Here is a 17,749-nt window from a genome sequence, read left to right as displayed (position 1 = left end):
ATTCAGGGGGAAAGTGATGGGTTGTTTTCGTTTTGTTGCCGTTTTAGCTGGTGTTTGGCTAGGACTGTTTAGCAATGCCTTGGCGGTCGAAAAAGTAGAGTTAAAACCGGTATTCAGTGAACTACGTTTCGAGGTGCCGCTGTATCTGACCCATGCGGGTGATGATAGTAATCGGCTGTTTGTGGTTGAGCAGACTGGCAAGATTAAAGTGTTCCAGAACAGCGACGCGGTAACACAGGCGCAGGTGTTTTTTGATATCAACAAAGCCACCAAAAATCGCTTCACCCTAAGCAATGAAGAAGGTTTGCTTGGGCTGGCATTCGACCCTGAATTTAAGACCAATCAAACATTTTATGTCTACTACTCCGCAGTCAAACCTCGCCGTTCAGTGATCGCCAAATATAGGGTACAGCAAGGTAATCCGAACCTTACTGATTACCAGAGTGAGCAGGTGATTCTTGAGGTGCCGCAGGACTACCGAAACCACAATGGCGGCATGCTGGCATTTGGCCCGGACGGTTATCTTTATGTTGGATTAGGAGATGGCGGTAGTGCGGGTGACCCGCTGAACCGTGCCCAGGATATGACCCAACTGCTGGGCAAAATATTGAGGATTGATGGCAACGGTAATCCGGCACCCGGCAATCCGTTTATAACAAACCCTCAAGTACGTGATGAGATCTGGGCGCATGGTCTGCGCAATCCCTGGCGTTTCAGCTTTGATCGCAAAACCAACAAGTTGTGGGCTGCGGATGTGGGTCAAAACGCCTGGGAAGAGGTGAACCTGATTGAGCCAGGGATCAACTATGGCTGGCCCTGGTACGAAGCGACCCACGAGTTTCGTGACGTGAGTGATGCGCCTGCAGATCTGCAGATGCCAGTCATTGAGTACAGCCATGATTGGGGGCAATCAATCACCGGTGGTTATGTATATCGTGGGCAGGGCTCGCCAGCGCTCAATGGTTGGTACTTCTTTGCCGATTACGTGTCGGGCCGAGTGTGGGCTGCAGATACTGCCAAGACTCCGTTAGCTCCGATTGAAGTTGCGCGTTCAACCTCACCGTCATCTTTTGGTGAAGACCAGGCCGGGGAACTCTATCTGGTGAGCCATACCGGCAGTATTTATCATGTGGTGAAGTAACCAATTCACTTCTATTCAGCTTTAAAGAGAGTCCAGGTCAGCCAGATAGGAGGCGGCCTGGCTTAGAACTGCTGCGCGGTTTTCATCACTCATCTTGTCCCAGCTGCGATACACCATACCGATGCGTGGGTTGCGGGCAATACGCTCACGGTGTTCGTTCATAAAGTGCCAATAAAGCGCGTTAAACGGGCAGGCTTTCTCTCCTGTTTTCTGCTTCACCTGATAATGGCAATTGGCGCAGTAGTCACTCATCTTATTGATGTAATTACCGCTGGCGGAGTAAGGTTTGCTGGCAAGCAGGCCCCCGTCAGCAAACTGACTCATACCCCGAGTGTTCGGCATCTCCACCCATTCTATGGCATCGATATAAACACCCAGGTACCAGGCGTCGACTAAGTCCGGATCCATGCCGGTAATGAGGGCAAAGTTGCCAATCACCATCAGGCGCTGGATATGGTGGCCGTACGCATACTCCAGGCTTTGGCCTAAAGATTCGCGCATGCAACGCATTTTAGTGTCGCCATCCCAAAAGTAGGTTGGCAGCAATCTGTGGCCATTTAGAGCGTTTTTCTCTGCATATAGCGGCATGTTTAGCCAGTAGATACCACGCACATATTCGCGCCAGCCGAGTATCTGACGAACGAAACCCTCTACTTGCGCAATGGTGATGGCGCCATCTGCCTCTCTGTACGCCGTGATCGCGGCATCAATCACCTGTTTGGGGTGCAGCAGTTTGGCATTCATGGCAAATGAAAGTCGGCAGTGATAAAGGCTCCATTTTGTTTCGGTCTGACAGGTCATCGCATCCTGGAATCGGCCGAACTTAGGTAGCAACTGCTGGCAAAAATAGTTGAGCAGCTGTAGCCCCTGCTTGCGCGTCACTGGCCACAACAGGGCGCTGTGATAGCTGCCAAAATAGTCGATTTCGTGCCTGTCCAGACGTGCCTTGATATCACTAACGTCATTAGCAAAACAGAGCGACTCAGGCAGCGCTTCGATCTCCTGCTTATTCAGCTTTTCTCTATTGTTGGCATCGTAGTTCCATTGCCCACCTTCGGGTTCATCTCCGTTCATCAGCAAGTCATACCGGCGGCGCATTTTTCGATAGAAGGTTTCCATGCGGTGTGCGGTATCTGCTTTGAAATAGTGACTAAGTTCATCGAAAGGTACTAGAAAATGTTCACTGTCCCATATGGTACGGCTCACTCCGTCTGGTAACAGCATGGTTTCCAGTTGCTGTTTTAATCTGTACTCATCTGGCCGCTGAAACTCAAAATCGCGGGCGCCAGTAAACGTCAGCAAGTCGTTTATCAGCGCAGGCAGGTTTTCATAGGCTTGGGTGTCGTCCAAGGTAAGGTGAAGCACCTTGTGACCGGCCGTTTTCAGGGCGTTCGCAAAACCCGCCATGGCAGCGAAGAAGGCACATATCTTTTGGATATGATGTTTGACGTAACCGGTTTCCTGTTTAAGTTCGGCAATTAGGTAGAGCGTGCCGGGATCAACAGTGCGATACCAGCTGTGAGATGCGTTGAGCTGGTCACCCAATATCAGTCGGATCCGCTCAGTGGGCGGCTTTGTGTCTTCCAGAGCTGCCTGCAGCGCTTTATCTATCATGTACTTATTCTCGGATTGGTATCAGCCGGTTTTTGTTTTGATTGACGACGACATCGCTCAGAGCAGTATTTGACGTCATGCCATACTTTTTCCCATTTTTTACGCCACTCAAATGGTCGCTCGCAGATTGGACAGAGCTTAGATGGGAGCTGAGTTTTCTTATGCATGAGTTACCATCCTTAACTTTTTCAGCTTAGCGATCGTTCACAACGTGCGTGCGCAAAATACGTTGTGATTCCTGTTTCACCTCCGGGCGTTTACGCCATTGCCAGAATAACGCTCGACGCTCTTTGCTATCGGTCGTGATATCAACGATGGGGTGAGGGTAGTCCTGGCCCAAAATCACTCCGAACATCTGTTGCTCCATCGCTGTCATCAGCCAGGGCTGGTGCAACAATCCATTGGGGAGTTCTGCTAATTCCGGCAACCACCGACGGATAAAGTCGCCGTTAGCATCTTGTTCCTGTGCCTGTTTGGTTGGGTTGTATACCCGAATAGTATTGGTGCCGGTAATGCCAGCCTGCATCTGGCACTGTGGATAATGAATACCGGGCTCAAAATCCAGAAATAGTCTTGCTAAGTGAAGTGCGCCTGCACGCCAATCCAGCATCAGGTGATGACACAGGAAGCTGATCAGCATGGCGCGCATACGAAAGTTGATATAGCCGGTATGGTGCAGACAACGCATGCAGGCATCTATCAGCGGGTAACCGGTTTTGCCGTTGCGCCAGGCATCAAAACGACGCTGGTCATCTGATGTTTCCGTAAATGGGAACGAAATATATCCTCGATTTACGGGGCGGAACTCCATTTCGCATTCCGATTCAAACTTTTGAATGAAATGGCAGTGCCAATGCAGGCGGGATGAAAGGGCTCGAAGCGCTTTGTACCAGCCAGTTGTTTTCCAGTGTGCCAGCAGCGTTTGATACACCTGTCTCAGGCTCAGATTACCCCAGGCCAGATAGGGCGATAGCCGCGAGCAACTATCGGCGCTTTTTGATGGTGAGCTGATGTCAAAGGCGTAACGCTTGCCTCGACCTTCAAAAAACGACGCCAGGATTTGATGCGCGGCGGTCTCGCCCCCTGTTTGAAACAGCGGGTCTTTCACCAACCAAGCTTTGGGAAGCTCGGCTGCAAGGTCGTCGGAGAGGGCGCTTTTGCCCAGCAGTGGAAATTGAGAGAAATCAGTCTGGAACTGCTCGGCACGCATCACCTGTTGCCAGTGTTTCGTCCAGCCCTGTCGTGATTTTGCGCCGCGAATAACGGCGCCATAAGCGAACTGTTGCCATTCTACATTGTGCTGTTTGCACCACTCTTCCACACGTTTATCACGTTCAAAGCTGGTAGCTAGTCCGACTTCCTGGTGGCTGAAGATAGTCCGGATTTTAAGGTGGCTGTTGAGCTGTTCAAAGAAGTTCTCTGCATCGCTGTGGCCCACAACAAGCTCCGCGTTCATGCTCGCCAATGTCTGATTGATATCCTGAATAGACTCGGCAACAAAACGCCAGTGGCGTAGGTCGTAATGGGGGTCGTCGATTTGGTTTGGCTCGACCAAATAGAGCAATAAAGTAGGCAACCCGGTTTGTCGTGCCGCCTGCTGAGCAAAGAACAGTGGTGCGTGATCGTTCAATCTCAGGTCGCGCTTGAACCAGACTATCTGGATCTCTTGCTCTGCGGCCGAACTGGTATGGATTGTTGGGTTCATTGTAAGGTCCCGCCAGAGGTATCGACGGGTTGATTGGTTGGCCAGTCCGCAGCATCAACGGAATCGATGAAGGCACCTCGGTCGCCCACATCACCGCGCCATTTGGCAATGTATTCACCCTCCGGGTCAAACATTTGCTGCTGTTTTTCGAGATTGAAGTGGCGACCTTGACGGGGATCTGCGCCAACACCTGCGATGTACTGCCAGTTACCCCAATTCGATGCAACGTCATAGTCCACCAGCTGTTGTTCGAAGTAGTACGCGCCTGCGCGCCAATCCAGTTGCAGTTCGTGAATGAGACAACTGGCGACTATCTGTCTGCCACGGTTTGAAAGCAGGCCGGTTTCCCTAAGTTGATTCATGCAGGCGTTTACCAGGGGATAGGGGGTGGTGCCGTTGATCCAGCGAGCAAGCCGTTCGCCATACAGACAGCCCGTAACCGGTTTATTGGTGATTCCCCGAAGCTGAAACAGCTTGTCGCCATGTTTTAGCGCGTAGAGCTGAAAATATTCTCGCCACAGCAACTCAAAATAGATCCAGTAGGTACTTTCGTTTCGGCCGTGCAAACGCTGGTAGCGTCCGAGCGCAGCAAGAACCTGATTCGGTGAAAGCGTGCCGTTAGCTAACCAGGGTGAAAAACCAGTGCTGGTGAACTCACCATCAAGGGCGTTGCGGGTTTCTTTGTAGTGACTGGCTGCAGAGGTTTTAAAGTAGCCTTGCATATAGTTCAGAGCCGCTTCTTCGCCAGCCTTGGCGGGCAAGGGTTCAACTGCTGATTTGTTAGATTGCCCCGGCTGAGCAGGAGGGTTGATATGCCATTCATCCACCGCAACCAGCGCTAAGTGGTCGCTCAGTGCGGTTGGTTTGGGTGGCGGAGGCAAGGACGTTGGGGCCGCTTGTATCTGAACCTCGCCATAATTTGGCGCTGTCTTTTCGACAAGCTTGCGAAACTTGGAAAAAGTGTCCGGTAGTGCATCAGCACTCACAGGCAACTGGTCAGATTGATAGATGTTTTGCACAGTGGCAGTGATGAATTTGCTGTTTGGAAATTGGCTTTGCAGTTGTTGCCAGGGGCGCTTCTCCTCACTGGCTACCTGCCGACTACGATAGATCGCATCGGGTTGAAGCTGATTGATCACCTGTTCGACGATGGCAGTAGGTGCGCCTTCAGCGTAAAACAGCGCCTGCCCCAGCTTTTTCAGATCGAGGTTGAGTGATTGCAGCGTCTGCAGTTGAAAGAGACTACGGTTTGCACTCATTCGGCTGGAGACAAATCGATTGCCCCGTGTCTGCTGTGTGTCCCTGATGAAAATAAACAGCAGGTGTTGGCACTGCTGAGCAGCACGAACCAACAAAGGATGATCTTTGAGCCGCAGATCATTGGTGAACCAGAACAGGCCCAGCCGATATTTTTGTAAGTCAGATGTGAGCACTGCGTTTTACCTTTGCCGCAAACAACAAAATTGTTTGTTCTGGCAAAGGTATACGTAGCGTCAGACGGTTTTGGTTTAGCGCCTTAGACGTAAATGCCTCAGTTAACGAACAGGGCCTTTAGTTCGGTCAGGTGAGCGGGGAAGCGCCAATTGTCCTCGGTAATCTCGGTGATAGGTTTCCATTGCACAGAAGCCACTTCCAACCAGTCACTACCATTGTCGTCTGGTTTAGATTTGAGGTCGCAGGCAAACAGATGAAATCCGTTGCTGAAAGTTTTCAGGTGCTGTTTCACTTCAACATCCGCACCAATTTCTTCTTTTGTTTCCCTCCATGCGGTGCACTGAGCAGATTCACCCCGTTGGCCGGTGCCACCCGGAAGCGAGAGTTTGGTGGTAAAACGTTGGGTGACAGTGATCAGATTATCGCCGTTTAAAATCAAACACCCGGCGTTGCCCTGCAGTGTCATTTCCACATCTAACGGGCATTGTTCTTTTTGGTTACAAGCACTTAGGGAGGATAACATCGCTGATATCAAAATTACTGGCAAATGTCGCATCGTGTTAGACTCTCAACCGCAAGGGCTATCAGCTTGCCATAGTTTGTGTGAAAGCATTATGTCACCGGTCCCATATTTACTGCTCATAAGTCAGTTTTAAACGCTGGAGTGACAAATTTTTCGACGCTTGCCACATCATTCTGAATGGGGCAGGATAGCCGTAGATAAACAAAACGTAATATAAGAGAATGCTTCAGTAGTAGGTTGTTGAAGCGCGCTCGGAGAGTATTTTGTCGCAGTCAGTCCCATTACCATTGCTGGAAACTTGGCTTTCTATTTTGTCAGGTAACCACGATATGGCCGTAAAAAAGCGCGCATTTGAAGCTGTGCAGTCGAATTTCCCAAGTTTAAGAGAAGCGATAGACCACCTGGAAACCAGAAAGGGTGCATTATCGCCGGATATGAAAAAGCTGCGTTCCGCACTACCAGCATCATAATCGTCTCTTGAGTCATCAGGCGTAAGCCTGTTGGGACACCATTGCGCCTTGCAAGCCTGATCACCGTCAAGGCTTGGGGCGATTTTGATCCTCAAACACAAATTAAACCCTAATATAACAATAAGATAAAACGTATTGGGGTGGCTTTATGTTTCATCTTCTTCCCGAGCGCCAACCGCGCTCTTTTCGTGGTTGGGTGATGCTGGCCAACCTGCTGTTTCTCATTGGTATGCTTTGGTTTCGCCCGCTTGAGGGCGACTTGAACGTCGGCGTTGCGCTGCTGGTATTTATCGCAGTGATGTGGTTCAGCGAAGCGATGCACATTACGCTGACGGCGCTGAGCATTCCAATTCTCTGCGTGGTTTTGGGCGTGTTTGATACCAAGACCGCACTTTCTCAATTCTCACACCCCATCATCTTTCTGTTTCTGGGTGGTTTTGCCCTGGCTTCTGCACTGCGTTGTCAGGGGCTGGATAAAGCGTTGGCGGATGCAATTTTAAAATGGTCGGGCGGGAAGGCGGTTTATGCCGTGTTTCTGATGCTGATCTGTGTTGCTGTGTTGTCGATGTGGATTTCAAACACTGCGACTACGGCAATGATGCTGCCGGTTATGTTGGGATTGCTGGGGCAATTTGATACCGGAAGTGAAGGCGAAAGCGATGACGCAGGGCGAAGAAGGCAGCGTTTTTGCCTGCTGGCGCTGGCTTACTGCGCCAGTATGGGCGGCATGGCGACTGTCATAGGTAGCCCACCCAATGCCATTGCTGCGGCTCAGCTGGGGATGAGTTTTCTGGATTGGATGCTGTTTGCGTCACCGTTGCTGGCGATATTGTTGCCTACCAGCCTGGTACTGCTTTGGTTAATTATCCGGCCTACCTTTCCCAAGGCGATTACAACACAGGTTACCCGGTTCGAATGGACCAGATCGCGCATTCTGACGGCCAGTGTGTTTGCTGTGACCGTGGCTGGTTGGTTGATGTCAAAACTGATCGCAGGCTGGTTACAGGTCTCCAGTGTCGATACCTTGATTGCGATGATTGCCCTGGTGTCGTTGGGCTTGCTGAAACTGATGGACTGGAAATCGTTTCAGTCACAAACCGATTGGGGCGTGCTGTTACTTTTTGGTGGTGGTTTAACGCTGAGCGCAGCGCTTCAAGCAACAGGCACCAGTGCTTTTCTGGCACAGTGGTTTGCCAGTCTGTTTAATGAAATGCCGTTGTTGGTAATGTTCATCGGACTGGCGACTTTTGTGGTGTTTCTGACTGAGATGGCCAGCAATACAGCCAGTGCGGCTTTGCTGGTGCCACTGTTTGCCTCGCTTGCAGCCCAACTTGGATTACCAGAGCAGTCTTTGGTGGTGATGGTGGGGATGGCATGCAGTTGTGCTTTTATGCTGCCGGTTGCGACACCGCCCAATGCCATTGTGTTTGGTAGTGGCAAGCTGGAGATGAAAGACTTTATCCGGCATGGTCTGGCACTCAATATTCTGAGCAGCATTTTATTGGGTACCTATGCCTGGTTGAACCTCTGAAGTTATGCCTCGCATCGTATTTGTAGCCTGATCTTTCGAAGTGCTCATGTCGTAACACGCATTACACTCATAGCGTCACAGGGCAGAGCGATGAACAATCAGGATTTCAACCAGTGGCATAACGAAGTGATATCCATTGCCAGCGAAGATTACGGCATGTCAGGTGAAGAGCTGGATGCTCTGGCGTCCCACATTTTTGAGCATCAGTATCAAGCCGAACACTTGTCTCCTGAGCAAGCCGCAGAGCAAATCTTGTCAGGCTACCCGCCAATCAGCTGATAACGAGCCAGCGTTTTTGACCGGAAGCCGCAGCGATACTCTTGCGGCTTTTTTTACATCTATCGTCGTTCAAACTTTTAGGATGGGCGTATCAATTGGCGCCGAGTTTAAATAGAGTAGAAGAAATCGGCTCAAGCCCCAGTCTTCATAAAAATAACAAGTAATTCCATGAAAAGTATAAAAGTCCCCCACACCTTGGTGCTGCTGTTTTTGATGATGGTAGTCGCTTATCTGCTTACCTGGATGTTGCCATCGGGTTCGTTTGAAATGGCTGAAAACGCCAATGGCAACACCGTGGTGGTACCGGGGACATATAAGGTAGCTGAGCAGCAGGTAAGCTTACCTGTGACCACATTGTTCACTGTGATCCCAAGAGCATTGGGCGAAGCGCAGGGCATCATCTTCTTCCTGTTTTTAGTGGGTGGTTCGCTGGCGGTGATCCGCTCAACCGGCGCTATTGATGCTCTGCTGGGGAAGGTCCTGAACCGGTTTGCACATAAACCAGCACTGTTACTACTGATGAGTATGCTGGCGTTCGCGCTAGGGTCTACCAGTATTGGCATGGCAGAAGAGTATATTCCGCTGGTACTTATCCTTATCTCTCTGTGTGTAGCACTGCGGATGGATACGGTATCAGCGGTAGCATCCATGGTGATTGGCTACGGTATTGGCTATGGCACCGCGATGCTAAACCCATTCACCGTGCTGGTAGCCCAGGGCGTTGCAGAGATCCCGCCAACTTCCGGGTGGGAGTATCGCTTGCTGCTTTTATTCCCGTTCCTAGCCATCGGTTTTCACCATCTTTGGAAATATGCGAGCGCTGTTCGCGCTGATCACGTTAACAGTCTGGTGCACGACATTCCTGAAGCTCAGCCACCCAAGGCCACTGAGTTTCCAGCGCTGGATATGCGTAAAAAAGCCGTATTAGGTTTAACGCTGGCAACACTTGTGGTGATGGTGGTCGGAATCGCCAAGTACCATTGGTATTTTGTTGAGTTAGGTGCGCTGTTTTTCGCTTTGGCCATGGTCTGCTCCTTAGTGGCAGGTAAAGGCTTCGATAATGCCGCTAAGACGTTCACTATCGGCGCCAGTGAGTTGACTGGCACGGCGTTGTTAATCGGCTTTGCCCGCAGCATCGAACTGATATTGAGTGACGCTCAGGTACTGCACACTGTGGTCAATGGATTAGCAACACCGCTGACCATGGTGGGAGGGGAGCTATCTGCCGTTGGTATGCTGTTTATTCAGAGCGTGCTGAACTTCTTTATTCCGTCAGGTTCCGGCCAGGCGTATGTCACTATGCCGATCATGGCACCGATAGCGGACCTGGTGGGTGTATCTCGTCAGGTGGCCGTTTTGGCATACCAGATGGGTGATGGCTTGATGAACATGATTGTGCCGACGAACGCTGTGTTGATGGGCATATTGGGTATGTGTGGTATCCCTTATGACCGTTGGTTCCGTTTTATCTGGCCACTGATTATCAAGTTACTTGCGGCAAGTGCTGTTGCTTTGGTGATTGCCGTACTGATTGGTTACTAGTGCAGGGGACTGCTGATTGGCAACGAACAGATCGCACTGTTAGAATTTACTGTTAGAGGTTCAGGTCACCATGCCAGCTATCTGGTGATCATTTGAATTGGGTGTTTGTTTTGGTTTCAAGGCTCGGTCTTTCCATATGTCTCTGTGCAGCGTTGGCTGTACCAAGCGCGCTTGCCTGCAATATGCATGGTGGCTTTGGCTCACCATTCGATCACTACCACTTGGGTTCGCTATACGATTCATCGGATGTCGATACTGTTCGTAAAGGTGCTGCGAAGGCATCTAAGTTCAATGCCAAGCAGGCAGGGCTCAGGCTGATAAATATGGATATGAACAGGCTTGGAATCGTCCTGAGTTCAGCGGAAAGTCCAAACAAAATCAGTTTTTACATCAACCTGTCCGAACATCAGCTTTGGACCCGATATCGCACATCAAAAGGTACAACTAAAAGCGGATACCTGGTACAGCTTCAGGTTCTTCCTCCAGAAAAAGAGTCACCCACTATTTCGACGTCTTACAATGTGATTAGGGCGCTTCAGCTGGGTACGATAAGTGCTGATAAGGCCTTGGATACCGGGGTGCTGGTGGTCATCAATGATCCTGGAAAAGATGTCGTTGCACTGCTTAAAAATGCGTTTCCAGCTAAAGATAAATCCGCTCAGAAAGTTGCAGCGAAGATTACTGAATAGCGCCTATTGGGTGTGCTCCGCGTTTCAGACCAAGTACTCGTAGTTAGCGTTTTATCTAGCATAGAAAGGCAAAAAGCCCGTAACTCATAGAGCTACGGGCTTTTCTATTGGTCGGCGTGAGAGGATTTGAACCTCCGACCCCTGACACCCCATGACAGTGCGCTACCAGGCTGCGCTACACGCCGTCAACTGTTTGGTCTTGCTTTGAGGTGCGGCGCTTATGATAACGATCCGTAACCGGAATGCAATATGATATTTGCCGCCAACAGCTTGATTGCACAATTAATGCACGGAATCGGCAACTACCTTTAGTCGCTGTAAAAACGTCTTAGCTCTTCGAGCACTTCACGCATCGGCTTGACCCTCAGCTTAGCGCTTCGATTTCGCTTGTTCCCGCGATCATAGATCTTGTATTGGCCGCTCATTCTCAGTTCGGTCAGCCGATCTTTCTCCAGGATAGCGAAGTGCTTTGCATCCCCCATAAACAGCCAGTTGTGTCGGCTATCACCAAGCAGGGGATGGCCGCTGGTTAGTTCGCTGACATCGACAGACTTACCATAAAGCTGATGCAGTAGTTGTGCGCTTATGTCGTAGTGCGAGGTTAACATTTCGATGTCGGCACCACCGACATCAGAAGAGAGTAAAACCAGCGGCACTTGCGTCTGGTAACTGGAGAAATTGCTGTTATAACCCCAGTTATTACCGCCTTTATCGTTTAACTCCATGCCATGGTCTGAGGTGAAAATCACCGTGGTGTTCGCCAGAGAGCCATCTTTACGCAAAGGCTCCAGTATCGCTGGTATCAGTGAATCGACGAAGTGCAGGGAGTTCTTGTAGCGGTTACGCAGTTGTACTTCGTCCAGCAGGTCGGTATCACTGAACAGGTGGACACCTTCAAAGTCGGGCTGGAACGGTGACTTATAGCCAGCTGGCGTAGCAAAGTTACTCGGTGCAGATAATGAAAGGTAAGTGAAGAAAGGCGCGTCGCTTTCTTTGTTTTGGTACCACTGTGTCCATTGTTTGGCGATGCGTCGATCGTTCGCCGCATTACCAATACCACTATCGCCAGTTTGAAATTGTTCGAAGCCTTTGAAAGCGACCATTTCAATTCGGTCGTTAAGCTTTCTGCTGCTGGTAAATGCGCTTCTGATGTAGCCTTCTCGCTCCAATGCACTGCTTACCAAAGGTGGGATAGAAGCCTTAGTGACATGATCCTGATAGGTTGCAGGAAGGCCATAGAGTAATGAGAACACGCCTTCTGACGGACCATTACCTCCACTGAAGTGGTTGGTAAATCGCAGCCCTGAGCGTGACAGTGCATATAAGTTGGGCATCACCTCTTCAGTCAGCATATCTGAGCGCCAGGACTCGATAACTACCACAAGTACACTGTTTGTATATGCTGCTTGCGATGAAGGGAGATTCTGTACACCGTAATTCAGTGTCTTACTGGAGAATCGCTGCTCGCGGAACTCATTTGCATACTTGTCTACGTCTACCCAGCCGTGGTCTCTTAAGAAGGTCTTAGCCGTCGCGGGGTAGGAAAGAGGAAAGTAGTGTTTTTGGCTGGTGATCGGGGCATAAAACAGTGCGTCAGCCCAAATATGGAAAAAGTGGCTTAGGAAAAAACAAGCGGTTAACGCGGTGGCTGTCGTTCTGGCTAGCTTACGTGTCGTGTTGCGTGTTGGGCTTCGCCAAAGCCATAGGCCAAGCAGGAACTCAACAATAAAGATAAAACTAAGTACCAGCGCGAGTTGCCAGAACTGAAAGTCCAGCAACCCACCTTCGGGCGAGATTGCCAGCTCAAATGCAAACAGGTTTAAGTGCAGCCGATAAGCATCGAAGAACAAGATATCAATGATTAACAGGCCAACACCGACCGAGGCTAACAGCGCGGAGACCGCTTGCATTATCCAGGGCCTTATCAGCACAAATGCGAGCGGAAACAGCAGCGCCAGGAATATCAGAAAGGTCAGAAATGAAAAGTGGCCAGCCCAATACACCAACAGGAACAACTGTCCTGTTATTGTGTCTGGAAGATCTACGATGGCGAGATAGCCAAGAGATATGACCAATGCCAGAATAGCGTTAGCGAAGGTAAACCAATGACCCCAGCTAACCAGGCGTGCGACTTTGTCTTTGTATTCTAACTCAGAAAAGGTCATTCCTGTGACGCGCCTCAGTGAGTGACTCGATTACTGTTGTGCAGATTGCTTGAGAGCTTTGGTAAAACTATCTAATACTGCTGCGCGCTTTTCTTCTGGGATCTGCTGCAAAATATGTGAAGTTGCATTGCCCAAAATCATAAGACTGAAATCAATCGTTGCATCTTGGGACTGCAGGACGTCGAGGACGTCATTAAGCGCTTTTTCAATTTGAGAGTTTGAATACTTGGAAACCTGGGGCATGGGCGTTTAACCTACACAGCTGATTGCTAAAAAGCATATCATACATAAGTTATTGAAACGAATATGGCCTCCTTTCATGTCATTAGAAATTATTAATGCGAGCGTGCTCGCTATCAGCCTGGATACTGAAGCGAACCAACTTCAGATAAAGAATCACAATGCATTGCCTGCGGATGATCATTCGCTGAATGAGTTGATAGAGCGATCTCATACAACTTATAACGCCAAGCCAGCCAAAGGTTATGCCTCCTTCATCGAAAGCAATCAGGGCGGTGGTGAAGAGAAAAGATTTACAGAGGCGTTAGATGAGTATTTAGAGCAAACGTCGCCGTTTGCCGATTTTTCTTTGCTAACGGCCAATAAGTTGATCTTGGCGATGGCCGAGAATGAACATGTAGAAGAAGGCCTGTTTATTATCTGCCACTATCGTAGCTTGGGCAGAGAGTTTTTACTGCTTACCTATAGCTCACAAACGGCAGCACTGGCTTTCGACCAGAACCTGACGCTTCACCAGAGTACCTACCTTGACCTTTCCAAATTGCAGCTGGCTGCCCGTCTCGATCTCGATGCGCTGCGTGAGCAGGAAGATATGCCGCTTTCTTTTATCAGAGGCAGAGTAGGGCGCAAGGTGTCAGACTTTTTCTTAGAGTTTTTGAATGCTGAAGAGTACCGAGAGGCTAAACAGCAGAATGAACGTTTAGTCGAAGCGGTCGAAACCTACTGTGATACGGCGCAGTTGAATAAAGAAGAGAAGCAACAGGTTCGTAAGGAAACCAGCCAATATTACAAAGAACAGCAACAGGCTGGTGAGCGGCTCAATATCGCTCAACTGTCAGAGGTGGTCGGCGCAGTCAGTGGCGATAATCATGGTTTACTAAACCAAGTTGCTGATGAACTTCCGGAAGAGCTACCACCAGTAGCCTCGGTGGTTGGTAAAGTAACGAAATTCAGTGGGCAGGGAAGGGGCGTTTCTATCGGCTTCGAAAGAGGCTTGTTGGGCGACAGCGTGCTGTTTGATCCTCAAAATGAAACGTTAACAATAACCAGAGTCCCTCCTAATCTCTTGGATCAGTTAAAGCGTCATGTAAAAAGCTCGGGCGATGAGTGATTCGCTTGCGGACACGCATGAATGCGACTAACTTTCTCAAGTGGCTGCTAACTGAAAGGTTTCTTGTAAAAAAATTCCATGATATAAACATCAACCCCGACTCTTCTGGTTGAAACCCAGTGTTATTACGGGTTTTAACCAAAAGAGGTTGTGGGTTTTTTGATTGGATTGGTGTTGTTTTACAACTTTTAGCCCATTGCAGGTGAATAACTAGACAAACACCTGATTTTGTCAAAAAAGACAAAAAACGGTGTGTAGTATAGTTTCAAAAGTTTGAGGCATGTCATGTGCGGTACGTAATGGCATGTTCTAGAATGGCTTGCGATTGGGGGAACCCATTATCCAAAATGAGCTTTGCTCGCTAACAAAAAAACACAAAGGAAAGGCTAATGAAAAAAACAATCCTAGCCACTGCAGTTGCTGCTGCGACATTAGGGATGTCCGCAACTGCAAGCGCCGCAATCGAAGAAGGTCAGCTGACTATCTGGATTAACGGTGATAAAGGCTATAACGGACTGGCTGAAGTTGGTAAGAAATTTGAAGCCGACACTGGTGTAAAAGTTACTGTTGCTCACCCTGATGATGCCCCTGGTAAATTCCAGCAGGCAGCTTCTACAGGTAGTGGTCCAGACATCTTCTTCTGGGCTCACGACCGTTTCGGTGATTGGGCGTCTGCTGGTCTTCTGTCTGAGCTGAAGCCAAGCGACAACGTGAAGTCTGCAATTGAAGATTTCACTTGGGACGCAGTAACCATCAACGGTAAAGTTTACGGCTACCCAGTAGCGGTTGAAGCTGTTGGCCTGATCTACAACAAAGACTTGGTTGCTGAGCCACCAAAGACTTTCGAAGAGATCCCAGCACTCGACAAGAAACTGCAGGAAAGCTCTGGCGGTAAAGTTAAAGCTATTCTGTGGGACTACAACAACACCTATTTCACTTGGCCTCTGATCGCTGCTAACGGCGGTTATGTATTCAAGTACGAAAATGGTTCTTACGACATCAAGGATACTGGTGTTAACGTTCCTGGCGCCAAAGCTGGCGTTAAGATGATCAAAGACTTCATCGATCAGGGCATCATGCCTAAAGGCGCAGACTACGGTGTTATGGACGCTGCGTTCAACAAGGGCGAGATCGCTATGATGATCAATGGTCCTTGGGCATGGAGCAACATCAAGAAGAGTGGCATCAACTACGGTGTTACTTATATCCCAAGCGTAAACGGTTCTGCTGCTAAGCCTTTCGTAGGTGTACTGGCAGGTGCTGTAAACGCAGCTAGTCCAAACAAAGACTTGGCAGTTGAGTTCCTCGAGAACTACCTGCTGACAGTCGATGGTTTGAAGATGGTTAACGACGATGTACCTCTGGGTGCGGTAGCATTCAAAGAGTACATGAAGCAACTAGCTAAAGATCCGAACATCGCAGCTACCTTCGCTAACGCACAGGCTGGTGAGCCTATGCCTAACGTTGCTGCAATGGGCAAATTCTGGTCTGCAATGGCTACTGCTCTGTCTAACGTTACTTCTGGCCGTCAGACTGTTGACAAGGCCCTTGACGGCGCAGCTAAGCGTATCGTCAAGTAAAAACTCACCAAGGATAAGGAAGGGCATTTGCCCTTCCTTTGTTCTACCCATCAGGAAAGGTTGTGCAAATGGGTGCGTCTAACGCTGCTTCTACAACTGTCTCTAACGGTTCTAACTGGTTAAAAATTGTCATCTTGGCTTTGGTTATCTTAGTCAGTGGCTATGCAGTTATCGTTATGTATGCAACGGGTGAGTATGCTTTCGCCATACTGACTCTGCTCATCGTCTCTCTCGGTGTGTACGTTTTTACCAATAGCAAGACATACGCCCATAGATATATTTTCCCCGGTGTCGCCGGGATGGTCATATTTATCATTTTCCCTCTGGCATACACGATAGGGATCTCCTTTACCAACTACAGCGGAAGTAACTTACTTTCGTTGGAGCGAGTTCAGGGTTATCACCTACGTCAGACCTACCTTGCCAAAGGGGGCAACTACGATTTCTCACTTATTAAAGCTGACCAAGATCGTTTCAAGTTGGTACTGAAGTCAGAGCTTGAACCTGAAAAGATCTTTGTAAGCCAATCGCTGAAATTGTGGGATGCAGGTGAAATTAAGAGCCGCAAGGCTAAGCCTGAGGACTTCCCGTACGCAGATGGCGGAATTCAACTTCGTGCAGCAGATGCTGTTCCAGAAGGTGAAAAAGCAGCCCTGCGCGAAGTCATTTCTCTCAGAACACACTTGCAAACACTATCAGCAACACTACCTAGTGGTGTAGACCTGAGCATGAGCGGCCTGCGTAAATTCGCTGCCCTCAGACCTCTGTTCTCACGACTTTCCGATGGTGTGGTATTAGAAAACGGGACCATCATCAGTGATCCCAATACATTAAGAAACAACCAAACCAACCAGCTTCTTCGTCCAAATTACTATGATGGTTTCTACCAGTATATTGATGCGAACGGCGAGTTTGTTGGTGATGCATTGCCACCTGGCTTTACTGTATCGATTGGTTGGGACAACTACTGGCGCGTATTTACCGATAAAGGCATTCAAGGTCCATTTATGGAGATCTTTGTCTGGACGGTAATGTTTGCCGCGGGCAGTGTGTTCTTCACCTTAGCGATCGGTATGGTACTGGGTAACCTGGTACAGTGGGAGTTCTTGGGTGGTAAAGCCATCTACCGAGTGATTCTCATCTTGCCATACGCGGTGCCGGCATTTATTTCGATTCTGGTGTTCAAAGGTTTGTTCAACCAGAACTTCGGTGAAATCAATATGGTGCTTGAAGCCTTATTTGGCATTAAGCCCGACTGGTATACACAACCCGCCTTAGCGCGAACCATGATTCTGATTGTGAATACATGGCTCGGTTATCCGTACATGATGATCCTCAGCATGGGCTTGCTTAAGTCTATTCCAGAGGACTTGTACGAAGCATCGGCGATGGATGGTGCGGGTCCAGTCAGTAACTTCTTCAACATCACTTTGCCGTTGTTGATCAAGCCGCTTACACCACTGTTGATTGCATCGTTCGCGTTTAACTTCAATAACTTCGTACTGATTGCCCTGTTAACAAATGGTGGCCCGGATATCATTGGAGCGACAACGCCTGCAGGTACCACTGACCTCTTGGTTAGTTACACCTACCGTATTGCGTTTGAAGGTGCTGGTCAGGACTACGGTCTTGCAGCAGCGATTGCGACGGTTATCTTTATCTTGGTTGGTGCGATGGCCATCCTGAACCTGAAACTGTCCAAGCTGGACAACAAGGTATAAGAGG

16 protein-coding genes and 1 tRNA gene are annotated in these 17,749 nt (G+C 49.2%); 9 read left to right on the top strand and 8 right to left on the bottom strand.

Annotation, left to right across the window (positions count from 1 at the left end):
• Positions 1-16 precede the first annotated feature (16 nt).
• Positions 17-1,141 (top strand): PQQ-dependent sugar dehydrogenase, encoded by a 1,125-nt coding sequence (locus ABEA14_RS04895; protein WP_345338756.1) that lies wholly within the window; start codon positions 17-19, stop codon positions 1,139-1,141.
• Positions 1,142-1,162: 21 nt separating this feature from the next.
• On the opposite strand, the gene ABEA14_RS04890 is transcribed toward ABEA14_RS04895, so the two are convergent.
• The 5 genes from ABEA14_RS04890 to ABEA14_RS04870 all read right to left on the bottom strand — a co-directional run bounded on the left by ABEA14_RS04890 (position 1,163) and on the right by ABEA14_RS04870 (position 6,360).
• On the bottom strand, positions 1,163-2,755 hold the full coding sequence (locus ABEA14_RS04890; RefSeq protein WP_345338755.1) for a cryptochrome/photolyase family protein: 1,593 nt from the start codon (positions 2,753-2,755) through the stop codon (positions 1,163-1,165).
• Positions 2,752-2,922, bottom strand: a complete 171-nt coding sequence (locus ABEA14_RS04885; RefSeq protein WP_345338754.1) for a DUF2256 domain-containing protein — start codon at positions 2,920-2,922, stop codon at positions 2,752-2,754. Before ABEA14_RS04885 ends, ABEA14_RS04890 begins: the two co-directional genes overlap by 4 nt.
• A 26-nt stretch (positions 2,923-2,948) precedes the next feature.
• Entirely contained in the window at positions 2,949-4,460 is a 1,512-nt protein-coding gene (locus ABEA14_RS04880; RefSeq protein ID WP_345338753.1) for an FAD-binding domain-containing protein, read from the bottom strand.
• Positions 4,457-5,893 carry a DASH family cryptochrome gene (locus tag ABEA14_RS04875; RefSeq protein ID WP_345338752.1) on the bottom strand — a complete coding sequence of 479 codons (1,437 nt, stop codon included), beginning with the start codon at positions 5,891-5,893 and terminating at the stop codon, positions 4,457-4,459. The genes ABEA14_RS04880 and ABEA14_RS04875 overlap by 4 nt, the downstream gene beginning before the upstream one ends.
• A gap of 98 nt (positions 5,894-5,991) precedes the next feature.
• Positions 5,992-6,360, bottom strand: a complete 369-nt coding sequence (locus ABEA14_RS04870) for an NUDIX domain-containing protein (protein WP_345338751.1) — start codon at positions 6,358-6,360, stop codon at positions 5,992-5,994.
• A 320-nt stretch (positions 6,361-6,680) separates the two neighbouring features.
• Here ABEA14_RS04870 and ABEA14_RS04865 point away from each other — a divergent pair, with 320 nt between their 5' ends.
• The 5 genes from ABEA14_RS04865 to ABEA14_RS04845 all read left to right on the top strand — a co-directional run bounded on the left by ABEA14_RS04865 (position 6,681) and on the right by ABEA14_RS04845 (position 10,928).
• Positions 6,681-6,887, top strand: a complete 207-nt coding sequence (locus ABEA14_RS04865) for a hypothetical protein (protein WP_345338750.1) — start codon at positions 6,681-6,683, stop codon at positions 6,885-6,887.
• Positions 6,888-7,035: 148 nt separating this feature from the next.
• Complete coding sequence (locus tag ABEA14_RS04860) at positions 7,036-8,418, top strand: SLC13 family permease (RefSeq protein WP_345338749.1); 1,383 nt, start codon at positions 7,036-7,038, stop codon at positions 8,416-8,418.
• Between the two features lie 90 nt (positions 8,419-8,508).
• Positions 8,509-8,697 (top strand): hypothetical protein, encoded by a 189-nt coding sequence (locus ABEA14_RS04855; RefSeq protein WP_345338748.1) that lies wholly within the window; start codon positions 8,509-8,511, stop codon positions 8,695-8,697.
• A gap of 168 nt (positions 8,698-8,865) precedes the next feature.
• Positions 8,866-10,239 (top strand): YfcC family protein, encoded by a 1,374-nt coding sequence (locus ABEA14_RS04850; RefSeq protein ID WP_345338747.1) that lies wholly within the window; start codon positions 8,866-8,868, stop codon positions 10,237-10,239.
• A gap of 152 nt (positions 10,240-10,391) precedes the next feature.
• A complete protein-coding gene (locus ABEA14_RS04845; RefSeq protein WP_345338746.1) occupies positions 10,392-10,928 on the top strand; it encodes a hypothetical protein in 537 nt (178 codons plus the stop codon).
• A 108-nt stretch (positions 10,929-11,036) separates the two neighbouring features.
• Here ABEA14_RS04845 and ABEA14_RS04840 read toward each other — a convergent pair.
• The 3 genes from ABEA14_RS04840 to ABEA14_RS04830 all read right to left on the bottom strand — a co-directional run bounded on the left by ABEA14_RS04840 (position 11,037) and on the right by ABEA14_RS04830 (position 13,336).
• Positions 11,037-11,113, bottom strand: a tRNA-Pro gene (locus ABEA14_RS04840).
• A gap of 123 nt (positions 11,114-11,236) precedes the next feature.
• The gene (locus ABEA14_RS04835; RefSeq protein WP_345338745.1) at positions 11,237-13,093 is read right to left on the bottom strand and encodes a DUF3413 domain-containing protein; all 1,857 of its coding nucleotides are present in this window, start codon (positions 13,091-13,093) and stop codon (positions 11,237-11,239) included.
• A gap of 30 nt (positions 13,094-13,123) precedes the next feature.
• Positions 13,124-13,336 (bottom strand): YejL family protein, encoded by a 213-nt coding sequence (locus ABEA14_RS04830; RefSeq protein ID WP_345338744.1) that lies wholly within the window; start codon positions 13,334-13,336, stop codon positions 13,124-13,126.
• Positions 13,337-13,412: 76 nt separating this feature from the next.
• On the opposite strand from ABEA14_RS04830, the gene ABEA14_RS04825 reads away from it, so the two are divergent.
• From ABEA14_RS04825 to malF, 3 genes are all read left to right on the top strand, one after another.
• Complete coding sequence (locus tag ABEA14_RS04825; protein WP_345338743.1) at positions 13,413-14,444, top strand: nucleoid-associated protein; 1,032 nt, start codon at positions 13,413-13,415, stop codon at positions 14,442-14,444.
• Positions 14,445-14,833: 389 nt separating this feature from the next.
• Positions 14,834-16,024 carry a maltose/maltodextrin ABC transporter substrate-binding protein MalE gene (gene malE / locus ABEA14_RS04820; RefSeq protein WP_345338742.1) on the top strand — a complete coding sequence of 397 codons (1,191 nt, stop codon included), beginning with the start codon at positions 14,834-14,836 and terminating at the stop codon, positions 16,022-16,024.
• A 68-nt stretch (positions 16,025-16,092) separates the two neighbouring features.
• A complete protein-coding gene (gene malF / locus ABEA14_RS04815) occupies positions 16,093-17,745 on the top strand; it encodes a maltose ABC transporter permease MalF (RefSeq protein WP_345338741.1) in 1,653 nt (550 codons plus the stop codon).
• The last annotated feature ends 4 nt before the right edge of the window (positions 17,746-17,749 follow it).

The organism is Corallincola platygyrae, from assembly GCF_039544265.1.
Lineage (GTDB): Bacteria > Pseudomonadota > Gammaproteobacteria > Enterobacterales > Neiellaceae > Corallincola > Corallincola platygyrae.
The sequence above is the reverse complement of the archived record's forward strand: the minus strand, read 5'-3'. Positions and strand labels throughout refer to the sequence as shown.